The sequence below is a fragment of the Streptomyces sp. NPDC001219 genome (assembly GCF_053597915.1).
Window position 1 is genome coordinate 67,751 of sequence record NZ_JBSFJF010000007.1, and the last position, 24,903, is coordinate 92,653.

General features: G+C 70.2%; 23 protein-coding genes and 1 pseudogene. 19 read left to right on the top strand and 5 right to left on the bottom strand.

Annotation, left to right across the window (positions count from 1 at the left end):
- The first annotated feature begins 284 nt into the window (after nucleotides 1–284).
- From ACWC9R_RS06365 to ACWC9R_RS06380, 4 genes are all read left to right on the top strand, one after another.
- Nucleotides 285–1,385 carry a helix-turn-helix domain-containing protein gene (locus tag ACWC9R_RS06365; protein ID WP_450729237.1) on the top strand — a complete coding sequence of 367 codons (1,101 nt, stop codon included), beginning with the start codon at nucleotides 285–287 and terminating at the stop codon, nucleotides 1,383–1,385.
- Between the two features lie 521 nt (nucleotides 1,386–1,906).
- A complete protein-coding gene (locus ACWC9R_RS06370; RefSeq protein ID WP_450729238.1) occupies nucleotides 1,907–2,314 on the top strand; it encodes a hypothetical protein in 408 nt (135 codons plus the stop codon).
- A 146-nt stretch (nucleotides 2,315–2,460) separates the two neighbouring features.
- Entirely contained in the window at nucleotides 2,461–3,792 is a 1,332-nt protein-coding gene (locus ACWC9R_RS06375) for a VanZ family protein (protein WP_450729239.1), read from the top strand.
- Nucleotides 3,793–4,379: 587 nt separating this feature from the next.
- A complete protein-coding gene (locus tag ACWC9R_RS06380; RefSeq protein WP_450729240.1) occupies nucleotides 4,380–5,372 on the top strand; it encodes a malate dehydrogenase in 993 nt (330 codons plus the stop codon).
- Nucleotides 5,373–5,452: 80 nt separating this feature from the next.
- Here the strand turns inward: ACWC9R_RS06380 and ACWC9R_RS06385 are convergent, their stop codons facing one another.
- Nucleotides 5,453–5,815 (bottom strand): hypothetical protein, encoded by a 363-nt coding sequence (locus ACWC9R_RS06385; RefSeq protein ID WP_450729241.1) that lies wholly within the window; start codon nucleotides 5,813–5,815, stop codon nucleotides 5,453–5,455.
- A gap of 216 nt (nucleotides 5,816–6,031) precedes the next feature.
- Between ACWC9R_RS06385 and ACWC9R_RS06390 the strand changes: the two are divergent.
- The 5 genes and pseudogenes from ACWC9R_RS06390 to ACWC9R_RS06410 form a co-directional block, all read left to right on the top strand.
- Nucleotides 6,032–6,763: pseudogene (locus ACWC9R_RS06390) on the top strand (helix-turn-helix domain-containing protein); the annotation flags it as partial.
- Between the two features lie 40 nt (nucleotides 6,764–6,803).
- Nucleotides 6,804–7,079 carry a DUF397 domain-containing protein gene (locus ACWC9R_RS06395; RefSeq protein WP_450729242.1) on the top strand — a complete coding sequence of 92 codons (276 nt, stop codon included), beginning with the start codon at nucleotides 6,804–6,806 and terminating at the stop codon, nucleotides 7,077–7,079.
- Between the two features lie 184 nt (nucleotides 7,080–7,263).
- Nucleotides 7,264–9,078, top strand: coding sequence for a hypothetical protein (locus tag ACWC9R_RS06400; RefSeq protein WP_450729243.1), 1,815 nt, complete (start codon nucleotides 7,264–7,266; stop codon nucleotides 9,076–9,078).
- 16 nt (nucleotides 9,079–9,094) lie between these two features.
- Nucleotides 9,095–9,466: a hypothetical protein gene (locus ACWC9R_RS06405; protein ID WP_450729244.1), complete on the top strand. Its 372-nt coding sequence runs from the start codon at nucleotides 9,095–9,097 to the stop codon at nucleotides 9,464–9,466.
- Between the two features lie 2 nt (nucleotides 9,467–9,468).
- Nucleotides 9,469–10,518 carry a hypothetical protein gene (locus tag ACWC9R_RS06410; protein WP_450729245.1) on the top strand — a complete coding sequence of 350 codons (1,050 nt, stop codon included), beginning with the start codon at nucleotides 9,469–9,471 and terminating at the stop codon, nucleotides 10,516–10,518.
- 38 nt (nucleotides 10,519–10,556) lie between these two features.
- On the opposite strand, the gene ACWC9R_RS06415 is transcribed toward ACWC9R_RS06410, so the two are convergent.
- From ACWC9R_RS06415 to ACWC9R_RS06425, 3 genes are all read right to left on the bottom strand, one after another.
- Nucleotides 10,557–10,766, bottom strand: coding sequence for a DUF5988 family protein (locus ACWC9R_RS06415; protein ID WP_450729246.1), 210 nt, complete (start codon nucleotides 10,764–10,766; stop codon nucleotides 10,557–10,559).
- A gap of 67 nt (nucleotides 10,767–10,833) precedes the next feature.
- Nucleotides 10,834–11,427 carry a Uma2 family endonuclease gene (locus ACWC9R_RS06420; protein WP_450729247.1) on the bottom strand — a complete coding sequence of 198 codons (594 nt, stop codon included), beginning with the start codon at nucleotides 11,425–11,427 and terminating at the stop codon, nucleotides 10,834–10,836.
- Nucleotides 11,428–11,529: 102 nt separating this feature from the next.
- Entirely contained in the window at nucleotides 11,530–12,336 is an 807-nt protein-coding gene (locus ACWC9R_RS06425; protein ID WP_450729248.1) for a hypothetical protein, read from the bottom strand.
- A 214-nt stretch (nucleotides 12,337–12,550) separates the two neighbouring features.
- Here ACWC9R_RS06425 and ACWC9R_RS06430 point away from each other — a divergent pair, with 214 nt between their 5' ends.
- The 9 genes from ACWC9R_RS06430 to ACWC9R_RS06470 all read left to right on the top strand — a co-directional run bounded on the left by ACWC9R_RS06430 (nucleotide 12,551) and on the right by ACWC9R_RS06470 (nucleotide 22,803).
- Nucleotides 12,551–14,053: an aldehyde dehydrogenase family protein gene (locus tag ACWC9R_RS06430; protein ID WP_362604513.1), complete on the top strand. Its 1,503-nt coding sequence runs from the start codon at nucleotides 12,551–12,553 to the stop codon at nucleotides 14,051–14,053.
- A 59-nt stretch (nucleotides 14,054–14,112) separates the two neighbouring features.
- Nucleotides 14,113–15,654 (top strand): GMC family oxidoreductase, encoded by a 1,542-nt coding sequence (locus ACWC9R_RS06435; protein WP_450729249.1) that lies wholly within the window; start codon nucleotides 14,113–14,115, stop codon nucleotides 15,652–15,654.
- Complete coding sequence (locus tag ACWC9R_RS06440; RefSeq protein WP_450729250.1) at nucleotides 15,654–16,787, top strand: quaternary amine ABC transporter ATP-binding protein; 1,134 nt, start codon at nucleotides 15,654–15,656, stop codon at nucleotides 16,785–16,787. The genes ACWC9R_RS06435 and ACWC9R_RS06440 overlap by 1 nt, the downstream gene beginning before the upstream one ends.
- Nucleotides 16,787–16,957 carry a hypothetical protein gene (locus ACWC9R_RS06445; RefSeq protein ID WP_018089530.1) on the top strand — a complete coding sequence of 57 codons (171 nt, stop codon included), beginning with the start codon at nucleotides 16,787–16,789 and terminating at the stop codon, nucleotides 16,955–16,957. Before ACWC9R_RS06440 ends, ACWC9R_RS06445 begins: the two co-directional genes overlap by 1 nt.
- Nucleotides 16,954–18,951, top strand: a complete 1,998-nt coding sequence (locus ACWC9R_RS06450) for an ABC transporter permease (protein ID WP_450729251.1) — start codon at nucleotides 16,954–16,956, stop codon at nucleotides 18,949–18,951. The genes ACWC9R_RS06445 and ACWC9R_RS06450 overlap by 4 nt, the downstream gene beginning before the upstream one ends.
- Nucleotides 18,952–18,953: 2 nt before the next feature.
- Entirely contained in the window at nucleotides 18,954–19,946 is a 993-nt protein-coding gene (locus ACWC9R_RS06455) for an ABC transporter substrate-binding protein (protein ID WP_450729252.1), read from the top strand.
- 183 nt (nucleotides 19,947–20,129) lie between these two features.
- Complete coding sequence (locus ACWC9R_RS06460; protein ID WP_362604504.1) at nucleotides 20,130–20,342, top strand: hypothetical protein; 213 nt, start codon at nucleotides 20,130–20,132, stop codon at nucleotides 20,340–20,342.
- 5 nt (nucleotides 20,343–20,347) lie between these two features.
- Nucleotides 20,348–21,307: a DUF4344 domain-containing metallopeptidase gene (locus ACWC9R_RS06465; RefSeq protein WP_450729253.1), complete on the top strand. Its 960-nt coding sequence runs from the start codon at nucleotides 20,348–20,350 to the stop codon at nucleotides 21,305–21,307.
- Between the two features lie 338 nt (nucleotides 21,308–21,645).
- A complete protein-coding gene (locus tag ACWC9R_RS06470; RefSeq protein WP_450729254.1) occupies nucleotides 21,646–22,803 on the top strand; it encodes a trypsin-like serine peptidase in 1,158 nt (385 codons plus the stop codon).
- Nucleotides 22,804–22,863: 60 nt separating this feature from the next.
- On the opposite strand, the gene pdxR is transcribed toward ACWC9R_RS06470, so the two are convergent.
- The gene (gene pdxR, locus ACWC9R_RS06475) at nucleotides 22,864–24,291 is read right to left on the bottom strand and encodes a MocR-like pyridoxine biosynthesis transcription factor PdxR (RefSeq protein WP_450729255.1); all 1,428 of its coding nucleotides are present in this window, start codon (nucleotides 24,289–24,291) and stop codon (nucleotides 22,864–22,866) included.
- Between the two features lie 46 nt (nucleotides 24,292–24,337).
- Between pdxR and ACWC9R_RS06480 the strand changes: the two genes are divergently transcribed.
- Complete coding sequence (locus ACWC9R_RS06480; RefSeq protein ID WP_450729256.1) at nucleotides 24,338–24,892, top strand: carboxymuconolactone decarboxylase family protein; 555 nt, start codon at nucleotides 24,338–24,340, stop codon at nucleotides 24,890–24,892.
- Nucleotides 24,893–24,903 lie beyond the last annotated feature (11 nt).

Genomic DNA, 24,903 nt, shown 5'->3' on the forward strand with positions numbered 1-24,903 from the left:
ACCCGCCGCGTGGCACCGCGCGGCAAGGGGCCCGAGTATGACGGTTCATGGCCCCGTCCTGGCCGGTTCTTGTCAGGATTCGTACGGAAGTCGTCCGGACTCCGACAGAAATGCCACACTGCAGGGGTCACGGGGTGCACGGAGGGTGACGTATGCCCGCATGTTCCCGTGTGCCCGTGAACGGGGAGCGCCCTGCTGACCGGGGCGTCCCCACGGGGAGCAATGGAGGGCGGACCGGGGGGAACCGCGCTCGGGCACGTGAGCGGGGGGAAGAGGGGGAGGCAATGCCTCGCTGGAAGGAGCTTCCGGAGGAACTCGATCCGCAGGTGCGGGAGTTCGCCGGACAGCTGCGCAGGCTCGTGGACCGCAAAGGACTGAGCGTGGCCTCGCTCGCGGACGCCACGGGCTACAGCAAAACGTCCTGGGAGCGCTACCTCAACGGGCGGCTGCTGCCACCGCAGCGCGCCGTGGTCGCGCTCGCCGAGGCGACCGGCGCGCCTCCCGCCCACCTCACCACGCTGTGGGAGCTGGCCGAACGGGCCTGGAGCCGCTCGGAGATGCGGCACGACGTCACCATGGAGGCGATCAGCGTCGCCCAGGCGCGCGCCGCGCTGGGATGGGACACCGACCAGCCCGTGGCCGAACCCCCGGGCAAGCACGCGAAACCCGCCCGGACCGCGAAGGCCGGGAAGACCGCGCAGGCGACGGCGGCACCCCTGACCGCCCCGCTGCCCTCCGTGCCCCAACAGCGGCGCACGGACACCCCGACGGCCGCGGACTTCCCCGGATGGGCGGCCGTCGCCCCCGCCCCGGACACGGCGCCCGCGCCCGAGGTGCCGGAGCGGCGCTCCCGCCGTGGCCGGACGCTGCTGTTGTCCGGCCTCGGCGTGGCCGGTGCCGCGCTGGCGGCCGGCGCCGCCTTCCTGCTGCTGAACCCGGGCGACGGCCCCGCGAAGAAACCGGCGGCCCGGCCCGCGGCCGCGCCGAGCCCGAAGCAGGTGCTGCCGGCCGGGGTGCGCTGCACCGGCGCCGGCTGCGTGGGCAAGGACCCGGAGGCGATGGGCTGCGGCGGCGCGCACGCCATCACCCCGTCCCGCGGCGTGGCCGGCCGGGCGGTGATCGAGGTCCGCTACAGCAAGGTCTGCCACACCGCCTGGGCCCGGATCAGCCGGGCGGCACCGGGCGACCAGGCCACCCTCAGCGCCGGCGGCCACAGCGCCACCGCGCGGGCCGAGCGGAACGGCGCCGCCTACACCTCCATGGTCGAGGTGACCGGGGACCCGGCGAAGGTCGCGGCCTGCGGGACGACGATGGCGGGAGTGAAGGGCTGCTCCCGCCCGGTTCCGGCCACGCCCGCCGGGGCGTCGTTGGAGGCCAGACCTTAAGGAACAGGCCCAGTGGAAGCGACGATGGGGATGGCCCTGTGTTTCCCTCACGCTGTCCGCGACGACCACGAAGGGATCGACGGCCAGCAGGTCACTCGGGAACGGCGGCGTGATCTGGCCACCACCCGGCGCGACCGCGTGCGCACTGCCCAATATGTTGCTGCGCCTCCGCCATGCCGACCGGGCCGCAGGTGCGTGGATGCGGTCAAGTGTTGAGTTCCAGGACGCGGACCGGCTCACAATTCCACCGTTCCGAGGCGATGCCGGGTCCCCACATTGCGCCTTGGGCCTGCCCGCCGGCGTAACCGAACCGGCCGGAAAGCATCTGAAGTGTGGCCTGAATTGTGAAGGGCTATCACCTTGTGACGGGCATCACCGATTATTGTTCAGTATCTGACTTGCATGAGCATTAAATTCCTCATAAAGTCAGGCCAGTTGACCACGCACGGGGGGTGCTACGGTGAGTCGACGCGGCATTTCCCTCGTGTGCTTCGAACTACAAGCTCAGGGGGAGTTGTATTATGAGGCTTCTTTCGAAGAAGACTGCGCGAGCTGCGGCTGTCGGCGGAGTGATCCTCGCCGCTATGGGTTCTACGGTAGCCTACGCCGGAACGTCCTCGACCGAGTTGAGTAATGGGCGATTGAGCTTCGAAGCATTCAATGGCCGCGAAGCCAGCCTTCCGGCAAGCAAGTTCTATTCCGCAACGCAGTACAAGAAGACCGGCGGCGGTACTGTCACTGTGGTATTCGGTATGACCACAGAAAGCATTCTCGTGAAGAGCCCCGCCAAGACCGTGAAGAAGGGGCAGAAGGTCGGGCATTCCTGGGGCGGTCGAAGTGTCGCCGACACGGGGGACTGCAGTGCCACCGGCTTCATGAAGTCGGACGGCTCCACGTACTACACGCCTCCGGTCAACCGGCTCTGCTGATCTAGGGGTGCACGCAGAATGCCTGATGCCTCTGCAACGCGCCGCCCGGTTTCTCTCCGGACGGCGCATCGGGTAGCAGGGAATTCATCGTCTGCGTGCACCCTTTCTTTGCCTCTCACCTCCGCTCACCTTGAGAGACACGTACGGTGATTGAAGCCTCCATCAACGCACTACCCGGCCTGGTCTCGCTATTCGTCGTTGCCACGGTGCTGCTTGGCCTGCCAGCGGCACTGATCGCCGGGGCAAAGAAAAAATCCATCGTTCTCTCACTGCTGTTCGCGGCAACGCTGGCCGGCATCCTCACCGTGACCATGACCCCGGGTAGCCGTGGCGTCGGGCAAGCCCAGGTATGCGACGCCGGCCTTCCCCTTGGTGCCTTCCTTACCTCTGAGTCGGCACAGTTGAACTTCTTGCTGTTCGTCCCGGTGTCGGTCACAGCGACCCTGCTCTTCCGTCGCCCCGTCAGCGTGGCTGCCGGCTCAGTAGCACTGGCCTTCTCCATCGAGCTTGCCCAGGCGTGGATTGCGGAGGGTCGTGCCTGTACTTACGACGACGTCACCGCGAACGCCATCGGAGGGGTCGGGGGTGTGCTCTGCACCACCGTGTACCTCTGGATAAAGAAGCGCCAAGCCCCATTCACTCTCAGGGACACCCTGTGGGGCACAGGAGTAGCCGCTGTCGCTGGCGCGGCACTCACAGCTGCCTTCCATTTCTCTATCACCACTGTTGACGGCGACGCGAGGCAGAACCAAGCCCAGCAGAAGTTCCGCGATACCGCTCAGCAGGACCAGTGGATGAACCGGACGGTTGCCAAAATCTATGGTCGGCAGACGGAAGTCACGGAAAGTGGAATCCAAGAACTGGGGCATGGGCGTTGGCGTCTCACTGCTAGTACAACGCGTGGTGAAATCTCTGCTCTCTGGCCGGACCGTAAGCTCGAAAGCGTGTGGTCAAAGAACAACAAGGATGATGGCGGAAACCTGACCGACGCGGAGATGAAGACAGCGGCAGAACGCTTCGCAAAAGAATGGTTCCCGGGCGAGCTGGCAGGATCTGAAGCGAAATTCAGGGCCGTCGCAGAGCAGCATGGAGCACATCTCCTTAACTATCGCCGCCATGTCGACGGGGTCATGATGCCGATGCGTCTGGACATCATCGTCACGACGTCAGGACGCATTATGGGAGTCGCGGCACTGACCACCACTGACCCCTCACTGCCAAAGGTGACGGTCACAAAGAAGGAAGCCGAGAGGCTGGCAGAAAAGGCATCGAAACAAACTGATGCAAGCCCTGTCTCACTGCTCGCCCGGCGAGTCAGTGGAAGCTGGCGACCTGTATGGATGATCGGCCTGAAGAGGCACGGTTCTGAGGAGAACACGGAAACAGTGTTCCTCGATGCAGTGACCGGAAAGCGAGTGCAGCCTCAGAAGCCCGAAGCGCCAATTCCTGGGCAGCCTGGCAAATCTAGCCTGCGATGACGGAACTTGCAGAGGGCTCAGCGCAGCTTGAATGCTGAACCTGCCAGCAGTGATTCAATGCTGCTGAAACTGAGCCCCCATCGCCCCGTTGATGTCCTTCAACCGGACAACAGCGGGGCTTCGTCGTGTCTGACGCCCCTGGCACGGGCCGCAACCGGCCCGGAGCGGGGGCCTCCGGGCCCGCCCGCACACCCGGGATCACCGCCCGCGGAGGATGTCCGAAAGACAGGGGGCATGCCCGCCGGTATCCCGGGCATGCGACGAATACCCCCCCACGGGTGTGGCACAACTAGGCGGCCGCCCGCTTCCCCCCTCCTTGAGCGGGCGGCTGCCAGCCACTCGTCCACAGAGGCCGCCCGGAACGCACGCCGCCCCCCCATGGCGTGCTCCGGACGGCCGTACGGACGTCCCGGGGCACCCGGTGAGGTGTTCCACACCGGCCCGGCACCAGCCCCCGGCAGGGGTCCGATAGCCTGACGGCCGGGTCTCTCGATACCAAGAGACCTCGATAGCCGGGCAGGGACACCCACCGCCAACCATGGTGGTCCAGGGGCTTGCCCCCGGAAAACACCGCGCAGGAGATCGCCATGACCCGCACTCCCGTCAATGTCACCGTCACCGGTGCAGCCGGCCAGATCGGTTACGCACTGCTCTTCCGCATCGCTTCCGGTCATCTGCTCGGCGCCGACGTGCCGGTGAAGCTGCGCCTTCTGGAGATCCCGCAGGGTCTGAAGGCCGCCGAGGGCACCGCCATGGAGCTCGACGACTGCGCCTTCCCGCTGCTGCAGGGCATCGACATCTCCGACGACCCGAACGTGGCCTTCGACGGCGCGAACGTCGCGCTGCTCGTCGGCGCCCGCCCCCGCACCAAGGGCATGGAGCGCGGCGACCTCCTGGAGGCCAACGGCGGCATCTTCAAGCCGCAGGGCAAGGCCATCAACGACCACGCCGCGGACGACATCAAGGTCCTGGTCGTCGGCAACCCCGCCAACACCAACGCGCTGATCGCCCAGGCCGCCGCGCCGGACGTCCCGCGCGAGCGCTTCACCGCGATGACCCGCCTCGACCACAACCGTGCGCTCTCGCAGCTCTCGAAGAAGACCGGCACCCCGGTCTCCGAGATCCGCAAGCTCACGATCTGGGGCAACCACTCCGCCACCCAGTACCCCGACATCTTCCACGCCGAGGTCGCGGGCAAGAACGCCGCCGAGGTCGTGGGCGACCAGAAGTGGCTGGCCGAGGACTTCATCCCGACCGTCGCCAAGCGCGGTGCGGCGATCATCGAGGCCCGTGGCGCCTCCTCCGCGGCCTCCGCCGCCAACGCCGCCATCGACCACGTCCACACCTGGGTCAACGGCACCGCCGCCGGCGACTGGACCTCGATGGGTATCCCCTCGGACGGCTCCTACGGCGTCCCGGAGGGCCTGATCTCCTCCTTCCCCGTCACCACCAAGGACGGCGCGTACGAGATCGTCCAGGGCCTGGACGTCAACGACTTCTCCCGTGAGCGCATCGACGCGTCGGTGCAGGAGCTGGCGGAGGAGCGCGAGGCCGTCCGCGGTCTCGGCCTCCTCGGCTGACCCACCGCCGCGGCCGCCCCGTCCGGGCGGCACCGCAGCCCCCCGAGCCCGCACGGCCCGCAACGGCCGTGCGGGCTCGGTCATGTGCGCTCGGCCCGCAGCTCGCTCTCGTCGGCCTCTTGTCCACCGTCCGCCGCCACCGGCAGCCGCGCACCCCGGCTGTCGGCGACGCGCAGCACATCGCCGAAGGACTGCGTGGTCGCCCGCAGCGCCAGCCGTAACGCGTGTTCCCCCGCCTTGCCGTCGTCCAGTACGGCCACCGCGCCCTTGAGCACCTCGGCACCGTCACACAACTGCTCCGCCTCGACCTCATCGGCCAGCCGCGACAGCACACCCCCGGCCCCGTCCGCCGACAGGAAGCACGGCTTCCCGCCCTCGCTCTCCCACGGCAGCAGGCGCAGCCCCGGCATGTGCGCGGGGACGGCATCCCGGTCGTAACTCATGCTCAATGACTCCCAGAGGTTGGTTGCGCGAGAACCCGGCGCAGTTGTCAGACCCACCCATTACGTTGGGTGTGTTCAGCGTTGCGCCCCGTAGTGCGGGTCGCAACGTCAGACGCGTGACACTCACCTTCTGGCACCAAGGGGGATGCGGTGAGCCGACGACGACGCAATGCAGAGAGTGGACCGGCAGCCACCAATGCCGCCGTGTTCGGGGAGGTGCTGAGGCACTTCCGGGAGGCGGCGGGCTTCACGCAGGAGGGCTTGTCGAACAAGATCCCGTGCGATCGCTCGCAGGTGGCCCGCGTGGAGGCGGGCACGCGCGTACCGCAGGACACCTTCGCCAAGCAGTGCGACGAGCTGCTGGGGACGGGCGGCGTGCTGCTGCGGCTGTGGGGGCGGATCGACTGGTATCCGGAGGTGCAGCATCCGGACTGGTTCGAGCGGCGGGCGGAGATGGACGCCAAGGCGGTGGCGCTGCGTGCCTATCAAGAGCAGGTCATCCCGGGTCTGTTGCAGACGCCGGACTACGCGCATGCGCTGTTCAGCCGTCGCATCACCAATGCCGAGAAGGTGGAGGAGCGAGTCCGGGCGCGACTGAGCCGACAGCAGCGCTTCCTGGCTGCCAACGGCCCGTTGTACGTGGCCGTTCTGGACGAGAGCTGTCTGCGCAACGTTGTGGGCGGCCCGGAGGTCATGCGGGACCAGTGTGCGCACCTGCTGAACGTCGGGCAGTACCCCAACATCCGCGTGCAGGTTGCCCCTGCCGACCGTGCCGAGCTTCGGCGGCCCAAAGCCTCCATGGCCCTGATCGCGCTGTCCGACGGGGCATGCTGGCTCTACTCGGAGTCGCTGGACCGTGGCCATTTCAACGACGATCCGGCCGTCTATGCCCGCCACGGCCAGACTTATGATGTGCTCAGGGCGGATGCTCTGTCAGCCCCCGAATCCGCCGCTCTGATCGGCGACTTCATGGAAGGGTACGGGGACCATGGACAAGCACCAGCTGAGCACAGCGATATGGATCAAGAGCAGCTACAGCCACGACGATGGCGGCGACTGCATCGAGGTGGCGCTCACCTGGATGAAGAGCAGCTACAGCGACCGCGACGGCGGGGACTGCATCGAAGTAGCCCCCGGTATCCCCGACGCCGTCCCCGTGCGTGACAGCAAGGACCCGTATGGGCCCGTGCTGGTCTTCCCGACGGGGGGCTGGTCGTCGTTCGTCGCGGCCCTCAAGGACGGCGAGTTCCCCGCGCCCGTCTGACCCCCGCAGGGAAGGCGCGCGGCCGGATGGTCCGCAGGTCGCGGAGCAACTTTGAGTTATCGCGCTGACACGGAACGCTCCGCTCGCTTATGCTGCGGCTTCGCACCGTCCTGTGCCCGGCCGCCGGCAGCTCGCTCGCCAACTCCGGCACCGAGGCGGCCAGTTGGTGTTTCGGGGGAGGATGATGACTCGGACGGATGTGCCCCGGCAGCAAGGAGAGCCCGACGGCCCGCCGCGGTCGGGCCGGCCACCGGAGGGCGCCGGGCCCCCGCCGCTCCCCCCGACCCCGCCGGGCGCCAGCGAGGCCACCCGGCTTCTGTGCGCCGGCACTTACCTGGACGACACCTTCCGCGACGCCGTCATCGACGAGCTGTACGTCCACGAGGAGCGGTTCGCCGCGCCCTCCCTGGGCATCGACGCCGCCCGGGTCCTGGCCCATGCGTTGCGCGCCCGGCGGCTGGAACTGGGCTGGGCGGCGGCGATCCTGCTGTTATGGAGCGCGGCCATCCCGTTGTCCGCGGGCCTCGTGGTGCTCTACCTGTTCCCCATCGTCCTGATGGCACTCGGCCGCGCCGTCCGCCGGGCACCGATTCCGCGCTGGCTCGCCGTGCTGTGCGCCTTCGTGCTGTGCTGGTACGGACGGCTGTCGCTGACGCTCTACTGCTTGTCGCTGCTGGTGGTGGCGTGCGGCGGGGCCAATGTGAACGTGGACTGGATGTTCTTGCCCCTCCCGGATGCCCTCAACCCCCTGACGAGCGGCGCCCCGGACGGCTCCGGCTCGTACGGCAGCCCGTCGTCGGAGGATGCCCTCAGCCAGGGAATGGGCGCCTCCGCACTCGGGGGCGGCATTGGCGTCACCACCCTGTTGCCGGTGTGGATCGCGCTGCTGCTGCCACTGGCGCTGGCTGTCATCGTCGCGCTGCAACGCGGCCAGTTCGCCCGTGCGCTGGCGCGCGAACTGTCCAGAGAGCGCTTCCCCGACGTCATGTCCGACCCTGCTGAACGGTCCCGGAGTCACCGCTCCCGGCGGCTGCGGGAGCGGGTGCGGGTCGAGCAGCACGGGCCGCTGGTGATGTACCGGGCCGCCCACCCGTTCTGCGGCGCCGGATACCCGTACAAGACCTGGTCGCTGGCGGTGGAGCTGAACCCCCGTGCGGACCGCGATCCCGAACCGTTGGACAACGGCGCCATCCTGGCCCGGATCATCCCGCTGGTGGCGGCGCTGCGGGTGCCGTCACCGCACGGTTCGCCGGGGGCGGCAGCGGTGCGCGACCGGCTGCGGGCGCTGGAGATCGACGAGTGCGTCTTCCTGCCGGCCGAGGGGCTGCCGACCCGCGCGGCGGCACCACACGCACCGGCGGAGTTCGAGGGGCACCGCGCGGCGGCGGTGGAGGAGGGCGGCGAGACCCGCCGGCACTTCCTGCGCATCCGGATCGGCGGCTGGGACGAGGGCATCGTCACCACGCTCTTCGTACGGGTGCACACGCAGGGCGGGATGCTGATGCTGGAGGTGGCACCGCATGTGCTGTTGCCGCTGCGGCAGCTCTTCCAGGACGCCGACCGGCTCGCCCACCAGTACCGGCACCACGACCGCTTCGGCAAGGCGGTGTGGGCGCTGTCCCACACCCCGCGCTCCGCCGGAAATGCCCCCCTCACGCTGCTGCGCGGCCTGCTGCCGAGCTGGCAGCTGGGCACCGCGGGACATGGTGTGGCGCTCCCCGAAGGCCCCGGTGCCTCCGTACGCGAGCTGGGTTCGTTCGGTGAGTCGTCGCTCTTCCAGGACATGGACGTCGCCCGCTATCTGGGGACCGTTCAGCAGCGGGTGGTGGCCGGGGTGACCACGGCGCTGCGCGAGGCGGGCTATCAGACCGCCGAGTTCGAGCAGCGGGTGGTGCATGTCGCCGAGGGCGGCGTCTACATCGAGTCCGCACAGGGCGCCGTCGGCGTCGGCGACCACAACACGATCACCCACAACACGCCCCATCGCGACTCCGATTAGAAGGGAAGTACCCAGCGTGGCAACGGCTGACGAGCGCGGCAACGGCATCCACATCGGCAGCGTCCGGGGTGCCTTCGCCATCGGCGACCACAACACCGTGACTCATTACGAGGGCGGGTCCACCCCCGCGGACCCGGCGCAGGAGGAGCTGCTGCGCGCCGTCCGGGCGCTGCGCGACGATCTGTCCCGGGCGGTGGAGAGCCCGCAGATCACGGCCCTGAGCGGGGAACTCGCCGAGACCGAGACGGAGATCGCGGACCGCGGCGCGGCGGGTCCCGGCCGGCTGGCGCGGCTCCGTACGGCGCTGGCCGACGCCGGTGCCGTGGTGGGCCTGCTGGCCTCCGGTGCCGCGGTGAGCCAGGCGGTCGCGGCCCTGGCGGGAGGCTGACCATGACGCGCGGCGGCCAGGCCCGCTGGAACAACGAGACCCAGCGCTGGGAGGACGGCACCCCACCACCCGCGCCCTACACGGGCCCGATGCCGCCCCGGCCGTCCTTCACACCGCCGGCGGGCGGGGCTGCGACGGGCGGCGCCACCGCGGGTGGGACGCCGACCGACGGGGCAACGACGGGCACCCCGCCGCCGTCGGCTACGCCACCGGCCGACGGGCCGCCGTCGAGCACGTCCCCGACCGACGCACCCCCGGCAGAGGCCGCCCCACACACCACGTATCCCTACCCGCACCCCAGCGCGCATCCCGGCTCCTTACCGGACCCCGCCGCCCACCCGTACACCACCGACTCGTACCTCACTCCCGAATCAGGCGTCGCCTACGACCCCGGTGCCCGGCGCCGCACGGGACTGGTCGCCGGTGTCGCGGTGGCCGTGATCGCGGCGGCCGTCGGCGGCGGCTATCTGCTCTGGGGGCACGGCGACGATCCGGCCTCCGCCCGGCCGCCGGCTCCCACCAAGTCCTCCGCCCCGTCCCGTGCGGCCACCGGCCCGGCCACCGGCGCCCCGGACCGCATCACGCCCGCCCCGACCCTCTCCGAGCTGCCGGACGGCTACCGCCTCGCCCACGACAAGAAGGGCTTCACCTTGGCGGTGCCCGGCACCTGGACGCGCAGCGAACGCAAGACCGGGGTGTTCTACACCGCCCCGGACGACCGCGGACTGCTGCAGATCTTTGAGATCACCGATCCCGAGATCACCCCGCGCGAGGCGCTCCGGCTGGCATCGCAGGACCGGTCCGGCAAACCCGGCTACAAGGAGATCAGCCTCGAACCGCTGGGTTTCCCGGGACCGGGCATAGACGCCAACCAACTGGTCTACGCCTATGACAGCGAGCGCCTCGGCACCCGCGTGAAGGTCGTCGACTGTGCCTTCACCGCCGCCGACGGCCGCCAGTTCGCGGTGCTGGTCCTGGGCACCGAGGACGACTGGCCGGAGCAGGAGTGGACCCAGGAGATCGCGCTGCGGAGCTTCGTTCCCCACACCTGAGCGGTCCGCAGGGCCCGAGCGGTGCGCCGCTCGGGCCGCTACCCGGGCAGTTCCGTGCGCTCCCACCACTCGTAGACGGGCAGCGGCCCCTCGGAGGTGTGCTGCTGCCGGCTGGTGGCCCGGAAGTGTTCGTAGCCGTTACGGAACGGGATCTTCAGCTCGCTCCCGGGCGGATCGACCGGCACGATCCGCGCCGGAAGCTCCTCGGGGCCGCCTTCGAGCACTGCCTTCGCCGCTGTGTCAGCCATGCCTGCATTGTCTTCCGGCCCGCAGGCCGGGGCCCCTCCGGTTCGGCAGCGCGGGTGACGGGCGGGGTCAGTCGCGGGGGAAGTCGTCGGTGGAGAAGGTGAGGCTGACGACGGTGTGGGTGAGGTCGACGGGCGTGCCGTAGGCGATGGTGGTGTCGATCTTGTAATCGCCGTCCTGCGGATCGGTGAAGACGCGGCACCGGCCCAGATAGGGGTCGGCGATCAGGTAGACCGGGACCTCGGCGAGCGCGTAGGCCGTCTTCTTGGGGCCGTAGTCGTTCTTGCCGGTGCTCTGGGAAATCACCTCGGCGACGAACTCGATGTCCTGATAGCGCGGGCGGCCCTTGTCGTCTTTGGTGGCGTTCTCGGCCAGCGCCACCACGTCGGAGGCGAACCCGTTCAGATGGCCGGGAAAGTCGACGCGTACGTCGGACAGAACGCGCTTCCTCGGATACCGAGTACGGAGCTGTTCGTAGATGTCAGCGATGGTCTCCCAGTGCGTGCCCCGCTGCGGCGCCATGTAGATGGTCCCCTCGACGATCTCAGCCTTGTAGCCCTCGGGGATGTGCATCTGCTCGAACATGTCGTCCAGCTCGCTACTGCTGACCATCTCGGTCCCGTCGGTCTCGATCGTCTCGGTCCGGTCAAGGCTGATAGTCATCGTGCCGCTCCTCCCCGCCGCCCGCGCGCCGCGGGCAGCCGCACGGTTCAACGATACGTATGTACGAACGGTTACGAACCGCAGGCGCGGGGCGGGTGCGCGTCAGGCGCTCTGTGACCCCTGGAGCTGGTTCTCGAGTACCGAGATGTCGGCGGTGTCGCCGGGGGCGGGCGTCTTGGTGGAGACCGGGGTGTCGTAGTCGCTCAGGAGGATGGTGCCGGTCTGGTGGTCGACCTCGGCGGTGAGTTTGACGGGGTAGTGCTTGCCGTCGATGGCCACGTAGAGGGTCTGGACGGCGCCCTGGGCCTTCTTGACGACGGGGAGGACGCGGGTGCCCTCGTGGGTGGTCGGGCGGCCCTTGGTGAGGGTGGGGGTTGCCGAGGGGGAGGGGGCGCCGGAGGGCGGGTTCTCGGGGGGTACCGCGGTCTTCTGGAACGCGGTGAGGTCGCAGGCCGCGGAGAGGTTGCCCAGGAAGGCGTCCTTGGTGGTGCCGTGCAGGAAGGTGTCCTTGTATTTCTCGGCGGCCTCCTGGCCCTCGTTCCCGGGCAGCTGGCTCTTCCAGAAGGCCGCGTCCGGCTTCATCCAGACCTGGTTTCCGCGTTTGACCAGCTCGATGCGGCCGAGTGAGCCCTTGCTGATGGCGCCGGTGCAGTTGCCGGCGCGGTCGAGGGTGAGGTCGAGTTTCGTGGGATCGGCACTGGTCTGGGTACGCAACCGCAGGGATTTCGCGGCGACCAGCTGGTGCAGGGAATCGTCGGATATCTGCTGGGCCGATTTGTTCGCGAGGTCGCCCTCGCCGCCGTCCGGGTCCTCGGCCGCCGCGGCCCCGGTGCAGACGGGCCCGACGATCAGGGCCGCGCCGCAGGTCAGGGCGGCGGTGGCGGTGGCGGCACGCCGTCTGGTGGTCATCTGGGTACCTCCGGTCCCGAGGGGAAATACGGCCTGGGACATACGGCTATTCAGGGTACGTTCCGGGACATTCGGCCGCACATTCAGTGAGTCGAGTCACTTTCCATGAACGTTTGGGCATAGGTCCGCCGCTTGGGGGGAGGGGTCCACGTTGCTGGTGACGCCAGTGGTTGCACCAGTGGGAACGAGATCGGTAACCGGAAGGCAGAACGACGTGTCGGCAATCGAGACCATTCACGTAGACGGGGTGTGGCAGGCCGCCGCATCCGGCGACACGCGGGAGGTCCTCGACCCCGCCGACGCGACGACGCTCCAGCTGGTGGCCGAGGGCGGTGCCGAGGACGCCGACGCTGCGGTCGCGGCCGCCCGCCGGGCCTTCGACCAGGGCGACTGGCCCCGCACGGCCGTCGCCGAGCGCTCCGCGCTGCTCCGCCGGGTCGCCGACCTGCTGCAGCGCGACCGTGAGGTCATCGCCCTCATCGAGAGCCGGGACACCGGCAAGACGCTGGAGGAGGGCCGGGTCGACGTCGACGACGTCACCAACGCCTTCCGGTACTTCGCCGACGTGGTGATGAACGAGAGCGGCGGCCGGGTCGTCGACGCCGGCTCGCCGGACGTGCACAGCGTGGTCGTGCACGAGCCGGTCGGTGTCTGCTCGCTCATCACGCCGTGGAACTACCCGCTGCTCCAGGCGAGTTGGAAGATCGCGCCGGCCCTCGCGGCCGGCAACACCTTTGTGATCAAGCCCAGCGAGGTCACCCCGCTGTCGACCGTGCACCTGGTCAAGCTGCTGGTCGAGGCCGGGCTGCCGGCCGGGGTCGCCAACATCGTCACCGGTGCGGGCCTCCCGGTGGGCCAGCGGCTCGCCGAGCACCCCGACGTCGACCTGTTCTCCTTCACCGGTGGCCTGGTCAGCGGCACGAAGGCGGGCGCGGCCGCGGTCTCCGGCGCCAAGAAGATCGCCCTGGAGCTGGGCGGCAAGAACCCCAACGTGGTCTTCGCCGACGCGTGCGCCACGGAAGAGGGCTTCGACACCGCCGTCGACCAGGCACTGAACGCCGCGTTCATCCACAGCGGCCAGGTCTGCTCGGCCGGTGCCCGGCTGATCATCGAGGAGTCGGTGCGCGACCGCTTCGTCTCCGAGCTGGCCCGCCGCGCCGAGAAGATCAAGCTCGGCCGGGGCACCGAGGACGGTGTCGAGTGCGGTCCGCTGGTCTCCCAGCAGCAGCTCGACAAGGTCGAGGCGTATGTCGCCTCCGCCCTGGCCGAGGGCGCGCAGCTGCGCTGCGGCGGTGCCCGGCCCGAGCCGTCCGACGTCCGCCCGGCCACCGGCTACTTCTACGCGCCGACCGTGCTCGACGGCTGCCACCGCGAGATGAAGGTGGTCCGTGAGGAGACCTTCGGCCCGATCCTGACGGTGGAGACCTTCACCACCGAGGACGAGGCCGTGGCGCTCGCCAACGACACCGAGTACGGCCTGGCCGGTGCCGTCTTCTCGGGCGACACCGCGCGCGCCCGCCGGGTCGCCGCCCGGCTGCGGCACGGCACGGTCTGGATCAACGACTACCACCCCTACCTCCCGCAGGCGGAGTGGGGCGGCTTCGGCAAGTCCGGCATCGGACGGGAACTGGGTCCCACGGGTCTGGACGAGTACCGCGAGAGCAAGCACATTTACGAAAACCTCCGGCCGGAGCCGGTGCGCTGGTTCGCGGGCTGACACCCGCCCCTGTCACAGCACCACCCGCACCACGCACGTTGTAAGAAGGAGCACCCCCAATGCCTGTGTATGACTATGTCGTAGTCGGCGGCGGCACCGCCGGTTCCGTCATCGCCTCCCGCCTCACCGAGGACCCGGACGTCACGGTCGCCGTCATCGAGGGCGGTCCCTCCGACATCGACCGTGAGGACGTGCTGACGCTGCGCAAGTGGCTCGGCCTGCTCGGCGGTGACCTCGACTACGAGTACACGACCACCGAGCAGCCGCGCGGCAACTCGCACATCCTGCACAGCCGCGCCAAGGTGCTCGGCGGGTGCTCCTCGCACAACACCCTGATCTCCTTCAAGCCGCTGCCCTCCGACTGGGACGAGTGGGAAGAGGCCGGCGCGGCCGGCTGGGGCGCCAAGGCGATGGACCCCTACTTCGGCAAGCTGCGCAACAACATCGTGCGGGTGGCGAAGAAGGACCAGAACCAGATCGCCACCGACTGGATCGAGGCCACCAAGACGGCCCTCGGCGTCCCCGAGGTCGTCGGCTTCAACGACAAGCCCTTCGACGAGGGCGTCGGCTTCTTCGACCTCTCCTACCACCCGGAGAACAACAAGCGCTCCTCCGCCTCCGTCGCCTACCTCCACCCGCACATGGAGGCCGGCGACCGCCCCAACCTCCACCTGATGCTGGAGACCTGGGCCACCAAGCTGGAGCTGGACGGCACGACCGCCAAGGGCGTCCACGTCCGGACGAAGGACGGCGCGGAGGTCTACGTCGAGGCCGCCCGCGAGGTGCTGGTCTGCGCCGGCGCCGTCGACACCCCGCGGCTGCTGATGCACTCCGGCATCGGGCCGAAGAAGGACCTGGAAGCGCTGGGTCTGCCCTGCGTGCTCGACCTGCCGGGCGTCGGGGAGAACCTCATCGACCACCCCGAGTCGGTGATCGTCTGGGAGACCAACGGACCGCTCCCGGGCAACTCCGCGATGGACTCCGACGCGGGCCTGTTCGTCAAGCGGGACCCGGAGCACAAGGGCCCCGACCTGATGTTCCACTTCTACCAGATCCCGTTCACCGACAACCCCGAGCGACTGGGCTACGAGCGCCCCGAGCACGGCGTGTCGATGACGCCGAACATCCCCAAGTCCCGCTCCCGCGGCCGGCTCTACCTCACCTCCGCCGATCCCGAGGCCAAGCCCGCCCTCGACTTCAAGTACTTCGAGGACGAGGGTGACTACGACGGTCAGACCCTCGTCGACGGCGTCAAGCTGGCCCGCAAGGTCGCCCAGGCCGAGCCGTTCAAGAAGTGGCTCAAGCGGGAGGTCTTCCCCGGCCCCGAGGTCACCGACGACGCGGAGATCAGCGAGCTGGTGCGCAAGGCGGCACACACCGTCTACCACCCGGCCGGTACCTGCAAGATGGGCGCCGCCGACGACCAGCTGGCCGTCGTCGACCCCGAGTTGAAGATCCGCGGACTGGCCGGCATCCGTATCGCCGACGCCTCCGTCTTCCCGACGATGCCCGCGGTCAACCCCATGCTGGGTGTGCTCATGGTGGGGGAGAAGTGCGCCGAACTGCTCCAGAAGGCTCCGACCCAAGGAGGTGATGCGTGATGGCTACCACCTCCGCCGGCGCATCCGAGATACCCAACGCCCGCACGTCCGAGGACACCTCCGCCGCCGAGGCGTCCGACGGCCGTGAGGTCGTGTTCTCCGTCCGCAACCTCTGGAAGGTCTTCGGCCCCAAAGCCGAGCGCATCCCCGAGGACTCCTCCGTCGCCGAACTGAACGCCCAGGAACTGCGCGAGAAGACCGGCTGTGTGGCCGCCGTCCGCGATGTCTCCTTCGACGTCCACAAGGGCGAGGTCTTCGTCGTCATGGGCCTGTCCGGCTCCGGCAAGTCCACCCTCGTGCGGTGTCTGACCCGGCTGATCGAGCCGACCAGCGGTGCGCTGGAGATGGACGGCGAGGACGTCCGCGCCATGGACCGCACCACGCTGCGCGAACTGCGCCGCCGCCGCGCCGCCATGGTCTTCCAGCACTTCGGCCTGCTGCCGCACCGCACCGTCGTCGACAACGTCGCCTACGGCCTGGAGATCCAGGGCGTCAGCAAGTCGGAGCGCCGCGAGAAGGCCAACGAGATGGTCGACAAGGTCGGCCTGGCCGGGCTGGAGAAGCGCCGCCCCGGGCAGCTCTCCGGCGGTCAGCAGCAGCGCGTCGGCCTGGCCCGCGCGCTCGCCGTGGACCCCGAGGTGCTGCTCTTCGACGAGCCGTTCAGCGCCCTCGACCCGCTCATCCGCCGCGACATGCAGGAAGAGGTCGTCCGCCTGCACCGCGAGGAGGGCCGGACGATGGTCTTCATCACCCACGACCTGAGCGAGGCGCTGCGCCTGGGCGACCGGATCGCCCTGATGCGCGACGGCAAGATCGTCCAGCTCGGGACCCCCGAGGAGATCGTCGGCTCCCCGGCCGACGACTACGTCCGCGACTTCGTCCGGGACGTGCCGCGCGAGCAGGTGCTGACCGTGCGCCGCGCGATGCGCCCGGCCGAGGACGGCGAGGCCGACCAGGGCCCCGCGCTGAGCCCCGACACCCTGATCTCCGACGCCATCGAGGCGGTCGCCCGCTCCGGCGGCGCGGCCCGGGTCGTCGACGGCAAGCGCTGCCTGGGCATCGTCGACAGCACCTGTCTGCTGAACGTGGTCGCCCGGCTCGACAGCCCGCAGCAGGACGAGGTGGCCGCCTGATGTACACCGCGACCACCCGCGACGGCGCCCTCCGCGCCGTCGGCTCCAGAGCTCCCGCCGCCACTCCCCGCACCCGGCTGCGCGCCTCCTGGCTGCGCCACTGGCGTGAGGCCCAGCGCTGCGCCGCGCTGAACGTGCCCACGGGCACCGTGAAGCGGGGGCGCGCATGAGTTTCTTCAGCACGCCTCCCATGGCGACCCGCCCGCTGAGCGACGCCATGCGGCCCGGCCCCCTCCGGGCCGTGCTGCAGCTCCGCGCCGTGAGCAAGCTCCTGGTGCTCGTGCTCGCCGCGGCGGTCCTCGTCCCGCTGCTGCAGATCAAGTTCGGCGCCACCTGGCCGTCGGCGCTGACCGTCGACGTCTCCGGCCCGCTGGACAAGACCAGCGACTGGATCATCGACAACCGCGACAGCCACCCGCTGTTCGTCTACTTCCTCGGTCACCTCAGCAACGCCGTGGTGGTCTCCGTACGCGGCGTCTACCTGCTGCTGCTCGCCCTCGGCTGGACGGGTGTGACGGCCGGTGTGACGCTGATCGCCTGGCGCGTGGCCGGTGTCCGTATCGCCGCCACCGCACTGATCTCCTTCCTGGTCAGCGGGCTGCTCGGGATGTGGGTCCCCACCATGCAGACGTTCGCGCTGATGGTCGTGGCGGTCGTCGTCTCGGTCGTGGTCGGCGCGCTGCTGGGCCTGGCGGGCGGTCTCTCCGAGCGCCTGTTCCGCATCCTCCGCCCGGTCCTGGACACCATGCAGGTCCTGCCGGCCTTCGCCTACCTCCTCCCCGTCGTGCTGGTCTTCGGCATCGGCGTCCCGGCCGCCCTGCTGGCCACGGTCATCTACGCGGCTCCGCCGATGGCGCGGCTCACCGCGCTCGGTCTGCGCGGTGCCGACGCGGGTGTCCTGGAGGCCGTCTCCTCGCTCGGCGCCACCAGCCGGCAGCGGCTGCTGACCGCCCGTCTGCCGCTGGCCCGCAAGGAACTCCTCCTCGGCGTCAACCAGACGATCATGATGGCGCTGGGCATGGTCGTGATCGCCTCGATGATCGGCGCCGCCGGTCTCGGTGACCGCGTCTACCAGGCCCTGGCCTCGGTGGACGTCGGCGCCGCGCTCGCCGCCGCGATCCCGATCGTGCTGCTGGCCATCGTCATGGACCGCACCACCGCGGCGGCCGGTGAACGGCTCGGTGCCGACACCGCCGCCACCGGCCCGAAGTGGCTGCGCGGCTGGCAGGCCTGGACCGGCATCGCCGTGGTCACCGCCGCCTTCGCCCTGGCCGGGCGGCTCAGCGGCTCGCTGGTCTGGCCGGGCGCCTGGGCCGTGGATGTGGCCCGCCCGGTCAACGACTTCAAGGAGTGGATGGTCGACCACCTCTACTCCGGCATCCCGGTCATCGGCGGCACCGCCGACTGGGCCGCGCACTTCACCGACTGGGTCCTCAACCCGCTGCGTGACGGTCTGACCGCGCTGCCCTGGTACGCCATGCTGTTCATCGTCGCCGCGCTGGCCTGGCTCATCGGCACCTGGCGCACCGCCCTGACCGCCGTCCTCGCGATGGCCGCCATCGGCGTCCTGGGCGTCTGGAAGCCGTCGATGAACACCCTGTCCCAGGTGCTCGCCGCCCTCGCGGTGACCCTGGTGCTGGGCTTCGGCATCGGCGTCCTGGCGGCGGGCAGCAAGCGCTTCGAGGCGATCCTGCGCCCGGTCCTGGACGTCATGCAGACCATGCCGCAGTTCGTGTACCTGATCCCGGTCGTCGCGCTGTTCGCCGTGGGCCGCGCCCCGGCCGCCGCCGCTGCCGTGGTCTACGCCCTGCCGGCCGTCATCCGCATCACCACCCAGGGCCTGCGCCAGGTGAGCCCGGCCGCGATGGAGTCCGCCCACTCGCTGGGCGCCACCCGCTGGCAGATCCTGCGCCAGGTCCAGCTCCCGCTGGCCCGGCCCTCGCTGCTGCTGGCCGTCAACCAGGGCGTGGTCATGGTCCTCGCCGTCGTCATCATCGGCGGTCTGGTCGGCGGCGGTGCCCTCGGCTACGACGTCGTCACCGGCCTCGCCACCGGAGACCTGGGCCTCGGCCTGGTCGCGGGTGTGGCCATCGTGTGCCTGGGCCTGATGCTCGACCGGGTCACCCAGCCCACGGAACGCCGTACGGCGGGGAAGGGAGCCTGACCATGTCCCGTAAGCGCACCATGATCATCGGGACGGCCGCGCTGGCCGGCACGGCGGTCCTCTCACTCTCCCTGTCGGCCTGCGGCAAGGCCGACATGACCAAGCAGGCCTCGCCGTTCGCGGCGGCCAAGGGCTCCAAGTCGGTCACCCTGTCGGTGCAGACCTGGGTCGGCGCCCAGTCCAACGTCGCGGTCGCCAAGTACCTGCTCGAACACAAGATGGGCTACCACGTCGACACCGTCCAGGTGGACGAGATCCCCGCCTGGGACGCCCTCAGCCAGGGCCGGGTCGACGCGATCCTGGAGGACTGGGGCCACCCGGAGCAGGAGCAGCGGTACGTCAAGGACAAGAAGACGATCACCGCGGGCGGCGGCAACGGCGTCACCGGGCACATCGGCTGGTACGTCCCCAAGTACTGGGCCGACAAGCACCCCGAGGTCAAGAACTGGAAGAACCTCAACAAGTTCGCCGACCAGCTCAAGACCTCGGAGAGCGGCAACAAGGGCCAGCTGATGGACGGTTCGCCGTCCTACGTCACCAACGACAAGGCGCTGGTGAAGAACCTCAAGCTCGACTACGAGGTCGTCTTCGCGGGCTCCGAGGCGGCGCAGATCACCCAGATCCAGCAGTTCGCCAAGGAGAAGAAGCCCTTCCTGACGTACTGGTACGAGCCGCAGTGGCTCTTCAACCAGGTGCCGATGGTGGAGGTCAAGCTCCCCAAGTACACCGACGCCTGTGCGGAGAAGGGCGCCAAGGACCCCGAGTCCATCGACTGCGCCTATCCGACGACGCCGCTCCAGAAGTACTTCAACACGGAGTTCGCCAAGAAGGGCGGCAGCGCCTCGGCGTTCCTGAAGCACTTCAAGTGGACCAAGGACGACCAGAACGAGGTCTCCGAGTCCATCGCCTCGGGCGGCCTGTCCGCCGACGAGGCGGCGAAGCGCTGGGTGGAGAAGCACCCGGACGTGTGGAAGAAGTGGCTGCCCAAGAAGTAGCCGCCTGACGGGCCACGCGGGAACTCGCGGGCAGTCGCACCACGGGTGCGGCTGCCCGCGAGCGCGTTCCCGGCCCCCGCGCGCCGGATTCCCACCCGTTCGGGTGGCGGGCGGTCAACCACCGCACGGCGCGACGGGCGGCGCAGAAGGCTGGGCAGCCGTCACCGACGAAAGGCGCCCGTGATGCCGCTGCCGCCGAAGTGCCCCACGCCCGACTGCGACGACTGGCTGTGGAAGGACACCGCCCACACCAGTACCGACTGGGACAACTGGCGCTGGTGGTGCTGCCGGTGCCGCAACCAGTGGTACCCCACGGCCGACCAGCTCAAGGAGTACCGCTACGGCACGGGCCGCCCCGGCCCGGTGCACGGGGACCCGCGGGCGGCCCGGCGGTGACCGGGGTGCTGAGCAGTGGCGCGGCCGTGGTGCGGGCCGCTCGCGCGGGGACGCTGCTCGTCGCCTGCCTCGCGCTCGCCTCGTGTGGCGGCGGCGACGGTGACGGCGAGAGGGCCGACGCACAGGGCAGGGTCACGGTCGTCTACCAGGACGACGCGATTCCGCCGAAGGACCGTCCGGCCGTGGCGGTGATCCGGAAGTCCCGCGTACTGGAACAGGTCGCCGACTGGGTGAACACCTCGGTCGCCCTCCCGCACGACCTGGTCGTGCGCGTCACCGGCAAGGTCCCGCCGGGCGTCACGGACGCGGTCACCCAGCCCGACGGCCGGACGATCTTCGTGCCCCCGTCGTTCCTGACGCAGCTCGAAGAGGTCAGCGGCAAGGTGGCCAAGACCGTCAGGCGTCCGGCCCTGTTCCCCGAGGACCGGTACAACGCCGACGACCTGACCGCGCAGTCGGCCCAGTTCGTCTTCGGCCACGAGATGGGCCATGCCCTGCAGCGCCAGCTGCTGCTGGCCAACCTCGGCCTGGAGGAGGACGCCGCCGACGGCTTCGCGTCGTTCTACACCGTCAACGAGGTCGGCCCCGGTCCCTCGCTGGCCGCCGCCCTCCTCTTCGACGAACTCGCCCGCGAGGAGGGCGGGCTGACGCTGGAAGGGCTGTCGAGCGACCACCCCGTCACCCAGCAGCGTGTCTTCACCTTCCTCTGCTACCTGGACGGCAGCGACCCGAAGCGGTTCGACAAACCCCTGGTCGGTACGGGGTACCTGCCGAAGACCCGCGCCCCGTTGTGCCCGCAGGCCTGGGCGATGCTGGACTACGGCTGGTGGACCCAGCTCGCACCGCATTTCCGCACGGCGTTCAGGGACCAGGGGGACGAGGCGCAGCGGCACGCGCACGACCGGCTGATCGCGGAGACCAAGGCCCTCGGGAAGAAGCTCGACGAGATCCGCAGCGCGCAGTGAGCTGACCGGAAGCGGGGCCGGGGCCCTGCTTCCGGCCACGTGCATGACCTCCGGGCCGCCGCGTGGCGGCCCGGCAACTCCGCGTCGCCCGGGGCGAATCGGCGCGGCGTGAGGCGCTCTGTGCGGAGCGGGGGGGGACCGGCGAAGGCGACATTGCGTACGTCCCGTCCTGATTGCGTACGTCCCGTCCTCGGGTGCGCCGTACGGTCGGGACCTGGGTGCCCGGTGGTCCCGGCGTGGCGGCATAGTAGGGCGCAGCCCGACGAGGGACATGACAATTCACGGCGGCGCGGCGCGGTGCGCCCCGCGCCGCCCCGTACCGGGGGGAAGTCCGCTCCATGCCATCCATCCGCCGCTCCACCGCCGCGGCCGCGGCACTCGTCGCACTGCTCGCGGGCACGGTCTCCGCCTGCGGCCCCGACGACCAGGCCGCCGGCAGTGCGGCCGCCGACCCGAAGGACCGGGCCGACGGGGGCCTCAAGCTCCCCAAGGGCGCGCCGACCAGCCTGGACGACCTGAAGAAGTGGAAGGACGGCGGCTGGCAGGACTGGGACAAGTGGGCCCGCGACGCCAAGGACTTCGCCAACCCGGTCATCAAGGACCACTGGAAGTCGGACCGGCTGGCCAAGGCGAGGACCTCGCCGGAGATCGGCGTCAACGCCACCGGCACGGGCAGCGAGTTCGACGGCACCGACCCCGAACCGCAGCCGGTCACCGCCAAGCAGGTCGCCCGCCCGTACCACCAGCACATGGCCCCGGTCGGCAAGATCTTCTTCGACAGCCCGAAGGGCCCGATGGTCTGCTCCGGCACGATCGTCGAGGACCCGGCGCACCCCGGCAAGTCCAACCTGGTGTGGACCGCGGGGCACTGTGTGCACTCCGGCAAGAAGGGCGGCTGGATGCGCAACATCGTCTTCGTGCCGTCCTACAACGACAACGGCGTGCCGATGAACCAGGTCAACAGCACGCCGACCCAGCAGGTCACCCCGTACGGCCGCTTCTGGGCCGACTGGATCACCACGTCCGGTGAGTGGATCAACATGGGCAGCGAGGAGTCCGGCAACGGCGGCTCCGCCTACGACTTCGCCGTCCTGCACGTGAAGCCGGAGAACGGCGGCGGCAAGTCGCTCCAGGAGACCGTCGGCAACGCCGCCCGCGTCTCGTTCAACGCCCCCTCGGCGAACCGGATCAGCTCCCTCGACGCCTTCGGCTACCCGGCCGCGCCCCCCTACGACGGCGCCCGCATGATGAACTGCCCCGCCCGCCCCGGCCGCCTCGTCATGCAGCAGGGCACCCCCGCCATGAACCGCATAGGCTGCACCATGACCGGCGGCACCTCCGGCGGCGGCTGGTTCGTCAACCGCGGCGGCAAGCTGACCCTGGTGTCCAACACCTCGATCAGCTCCAACGCCCACACCTGGCTGGCCGGCCCCCACCTGGGCCCCGAGGCCCAGCGCATCTTCACCAACATCAGCCAGAAGTTCGCGAACCAGTAGGAGCCGCGGAGGCGGGGGCAGTCGTGGAGGCGGGGGCCTCGGGTGCCCCGCCCACGTCCGCTACTCCCCAGGCGGCAGCGCCCGGCACAGTGCCTCCAGGGCGCCGGGGAAGGCGCTGTCGCTGGGCGTCGCATAGCCGACGACCAGGCCGTGGTGGGGCGGCATGGTGGCCTCCGGGTGGCGGTAGGCGGACAGGCCGTCGAGGGCCAGGCCCTGCCAGCGGGCCGCGCGCAGGGCCGCCTGTTCGTCCGGCTCGCCCGATCCGTCGGGGAGTTGGAGTACGGCGTGCAGGCCGGCGGCGATGCCGGTGACGGTGAGGTGTGGGGCGTGGGTGGCCACCGCGTCGATCAGCTGGTCGCGGCGTCTGCGGTAGCGCTGGCGCATCCGGCGGATGTGCCGGTCGTAGGCGCCGTGGGTGAGGAACTCGGCCAGGGTGAGCTGATCGGTGACGCCCGCCCAGGCCTCCCGCTCGCCCTTGGCGGCCAGTACGGCGTCGACGAGGCGGTCGGGGAGCACCATCCAGCCCAGGCGCAGCGCGGGGGAGAGGCTCTTGCTGACCGAGCCGATGTGGAGGACGCGCTCCGGGTCCAGGCCCTGGAGGGCGCCGACGGGCTTGCGGTCGTAGCGGAATTCGCCGTCGTAGTCGTCTTCGAGGACGTAACCGCCGCTCTCCCGGGCCCAGTTGATGACCTCGGCGCGGCGGTCGGGGTGCAGCGGCACGCCGAGGGGGAACTGGTGCGCGGGGGTGAGCAGGACCGCCTTCGTCTCCGTGGAGGAGGTCAACTGTGCGGGGCTGGCGCCGTGTTCGTCGAGGGCTAGGGGGTGGGTGGGGACGCCGGCCGTGGTCAGGAGGTGGCGGTGGAAGGCGAGGCCGTAGGACTCGACGGCGAGGGGGCCGGGGAGCACGGCGGGCAGCAGCAGGCGCAGCGCGTGGGCGAAGCCCGAGCAGATCACCAGGCGTTCGGGATCGGTGCGGACGCCGCGGGTGCGGGCCAGGTAGTCGGTGAGGGCGCGGCGCAGTTCGGGGCGGCCCCGGGGGTCGCCGGGGCCGAAGGCGTCGTGCGGGGCGGCGGTCAGTGCGCGGCGGGCGGCGGCGAGCCAGGCGGTGCGCGGGAAGGACGCGGCGTCCGGCTGCCCCTGGAGGAGGTTGTGCGCGGGGCGGCTCACCGGGGTGCGGGCGGCCGGGGACCGGGTGGGCGTCAGCGGTTGCGCGCGGGGGGCGACGCGGGTGCCGGAGCCCTGGCGGGCGCTGAGCCAGCCCTCGGCGACCAGCTCGGCGTAGGCGTCGGCGACGGTGTTCCGGGCGAGGCCCAGGTCGGCGGCGAGCGAACGGTAGGGCGGCAGCCGGGTCCCGGGGGTGAGCCGGCCGGACCGTACGGCGTCCCGCAGCGCCCGGATGAGGGCGGCGCGGCGGCTGCCGGGCCCGGTCAGCTCCAGATGCAGATCGGCGCCCGGGCTCTCCGCGGGATTGACCCATGATTCCGGCATGGAAATGCACCCTACAGCCGGTCTCCTGCTCTTCTAGATTCAAGGCATGACGAATGAAGCGCAGGTCAACGGTTCCCAGAGCAACGCCCCCCACAGCAGCGCCCCTCAGGACGGCGACCCTCGGGCCGACGCGGCGAACGGGGCGGCGGTCCGCAGTCAGCGGGTCAATTTCGCGAAGGCCGCGCCGAAGGCGTTCAGGGCGCTGATCGGGTTCGACGCCGCAGCCCGCGAGGGCCTGGACCCGGCCCTCGTGGAGCTGGTCCAGATCCGTTCCTCGCAGCTCAACAAGTGCGCGTACTGCCTGCACATGCACACCACCGACGCCCGCAAGGCCGGTGAGAGCGAGGAGCGGCTGCACATGGTCGCGGTCTGGGAGGAGGCCGCGCACTTCTTCACCCCGAAGGAGCGGGCGGCCCTCGCCCTCACGGAGGCCGTGACCCTGGTGGCGCAGGGTGGCGTACCGGACGCGGTCTATCAGCGGGCCGCCGCCCACTTCGACGAGGCCGAACTGGCCCAGCTGCTGGCCCTGATCTTCACCATCAACACCTGGAACCGGATCGCCCTCGCCACGGGCAAGGTGCCCGGGACGGACGAGCGGTAAGGGACGGGCCG

Coding starts and splice junctions, on each gene's coding strand:
- ACWC9R_RS06365 (WP_450729237.1), top strand. CDS start 285: ATGCCTCGCTGGAAGGAGCTTCCGGAGGAACTCGATCCGCAGGTGCGG.
- ACWC9R_RS06370 (WP_450729238.1), top strand. CDS start 1,907: ATGAGGCTTCTTTCGAAGAAGACTGCGCGAGCTGCGGCTGTCGGCGGA.
- ACWC9R_RS06380 (WP_450729240.1), top strand. CDS start 4,380: ATGACCCGCACTCCCGTCAATGTCACCGTCACCGGTGCAGCCGGCCAG.
- ACWC9R_RS06385 (WP_450729241.1), bottom strand. CDS start 5,815: ATGAGTTACGACCGGGATGCCGTCCCCGCGCACATGCCGGGGCTGCGC.
- ACWC9R_RS06395 (WP_450729242.1), top strand. CDS start 6,804: ATGGACAAGCACCAGCTGAGCACAGCGATATGGATCAAGAGCAGCTAC.
- ACWC9R_RS06400 (WP_450729243.1), top strand. CDS start 7,264: ATGACTCGGACGGATGTGCCCCGGCAGCAAGGAGAGCCCGACGGCCCG.
- ACWC9R_RS06410 (WP_450729245.1), top strand. CDS start 9,469: ATGACGCGCGGCGGCCAGGCCCGCTGGAACAACGAGACCCAGCGCTGG.
- ACWC9R_RS06415 (WP_450729246.1), bottom strand. CDS start 10,766: ATGGCTGACACAGCGGCGAAGGCAGTGCTCGAAGGCGGCCCCGAGGAG.
- ACWC9R_RS06420 (WP_450729247.1), bottom strand. CDS start 11,427: ATGACTATCAGCCTTGACCGGACCGAGACGATCGAGACCGACGGGACC.
- ACWC9R_RS06425 (WP_450729248.1), bottom strand. CDS start 12,336: ATGACCACCAGACGGCGTGCCGCCACCGCCACCGCCGCCCTGACCTGC.
- ACWC9R_RS06435 (WP_450729249.1), top strand. CDS start 14,113: ATGCCTGTGTATGACTATGTCGTAGTCGGCGGCGGCACCGCCGGTTCC.
- ACWC9R_RS06440 (WP_450729250.1), top strand. CDS start 15,654: ATGGCTACCACCTCCGCCGGCGCATCCGAGATACCCAACGCCCGCACG.
- ACWC9R_RS06445 (WP_018089530.1), top strand. CDS start 16,787: ATGTACACCGCGACCACCCGCGACGGCGCCCTCCGCGCCGTCGGCTCC.
- ACWC9R_RS06450 (WP_450729251.1), top strand. CDS start 16,954: ATGAGTTTCTTCAGCACGCCTCCCATGGCGACCCGCCCGCTGAGCGAC.
- ACWC9R_RS06455 (WP_450729252.1), top strand. CDS start 18,954: ATGTCCCGTAAGCGCACCATGATCATCGGGACGGCCGCGCTGGCCGGC.
- ACWC9R_RS06460 (WP_362604504.1), top strand. CDS start 20,130: ATGCCGCTGCCGCCGAAGTGCCCCACGCCCGACTGCGACGACTGGCTG.
- ACWC9R_RS06470 (WP_450729254.1), top strand. CDS start 21,646: ATGCCATCCATCCGCCGCTCCACCGCCGCGGCCGCGGCACTCGTCGCA.
- pdxR (WP_450729255.1), bottom strand. CDS start 24,291: ATGCCGGAATCATGGGTCAATCCCGCGGAGAGCCCGGGCGCCGATCTG.
- ACWC9R_RS06480 (WP_450729256.1), top strand. CDS start 24,338: ATGACGAATGAAGCGCAGGTCAACGGTTCCCAGAGCAACGCCCCCCAC.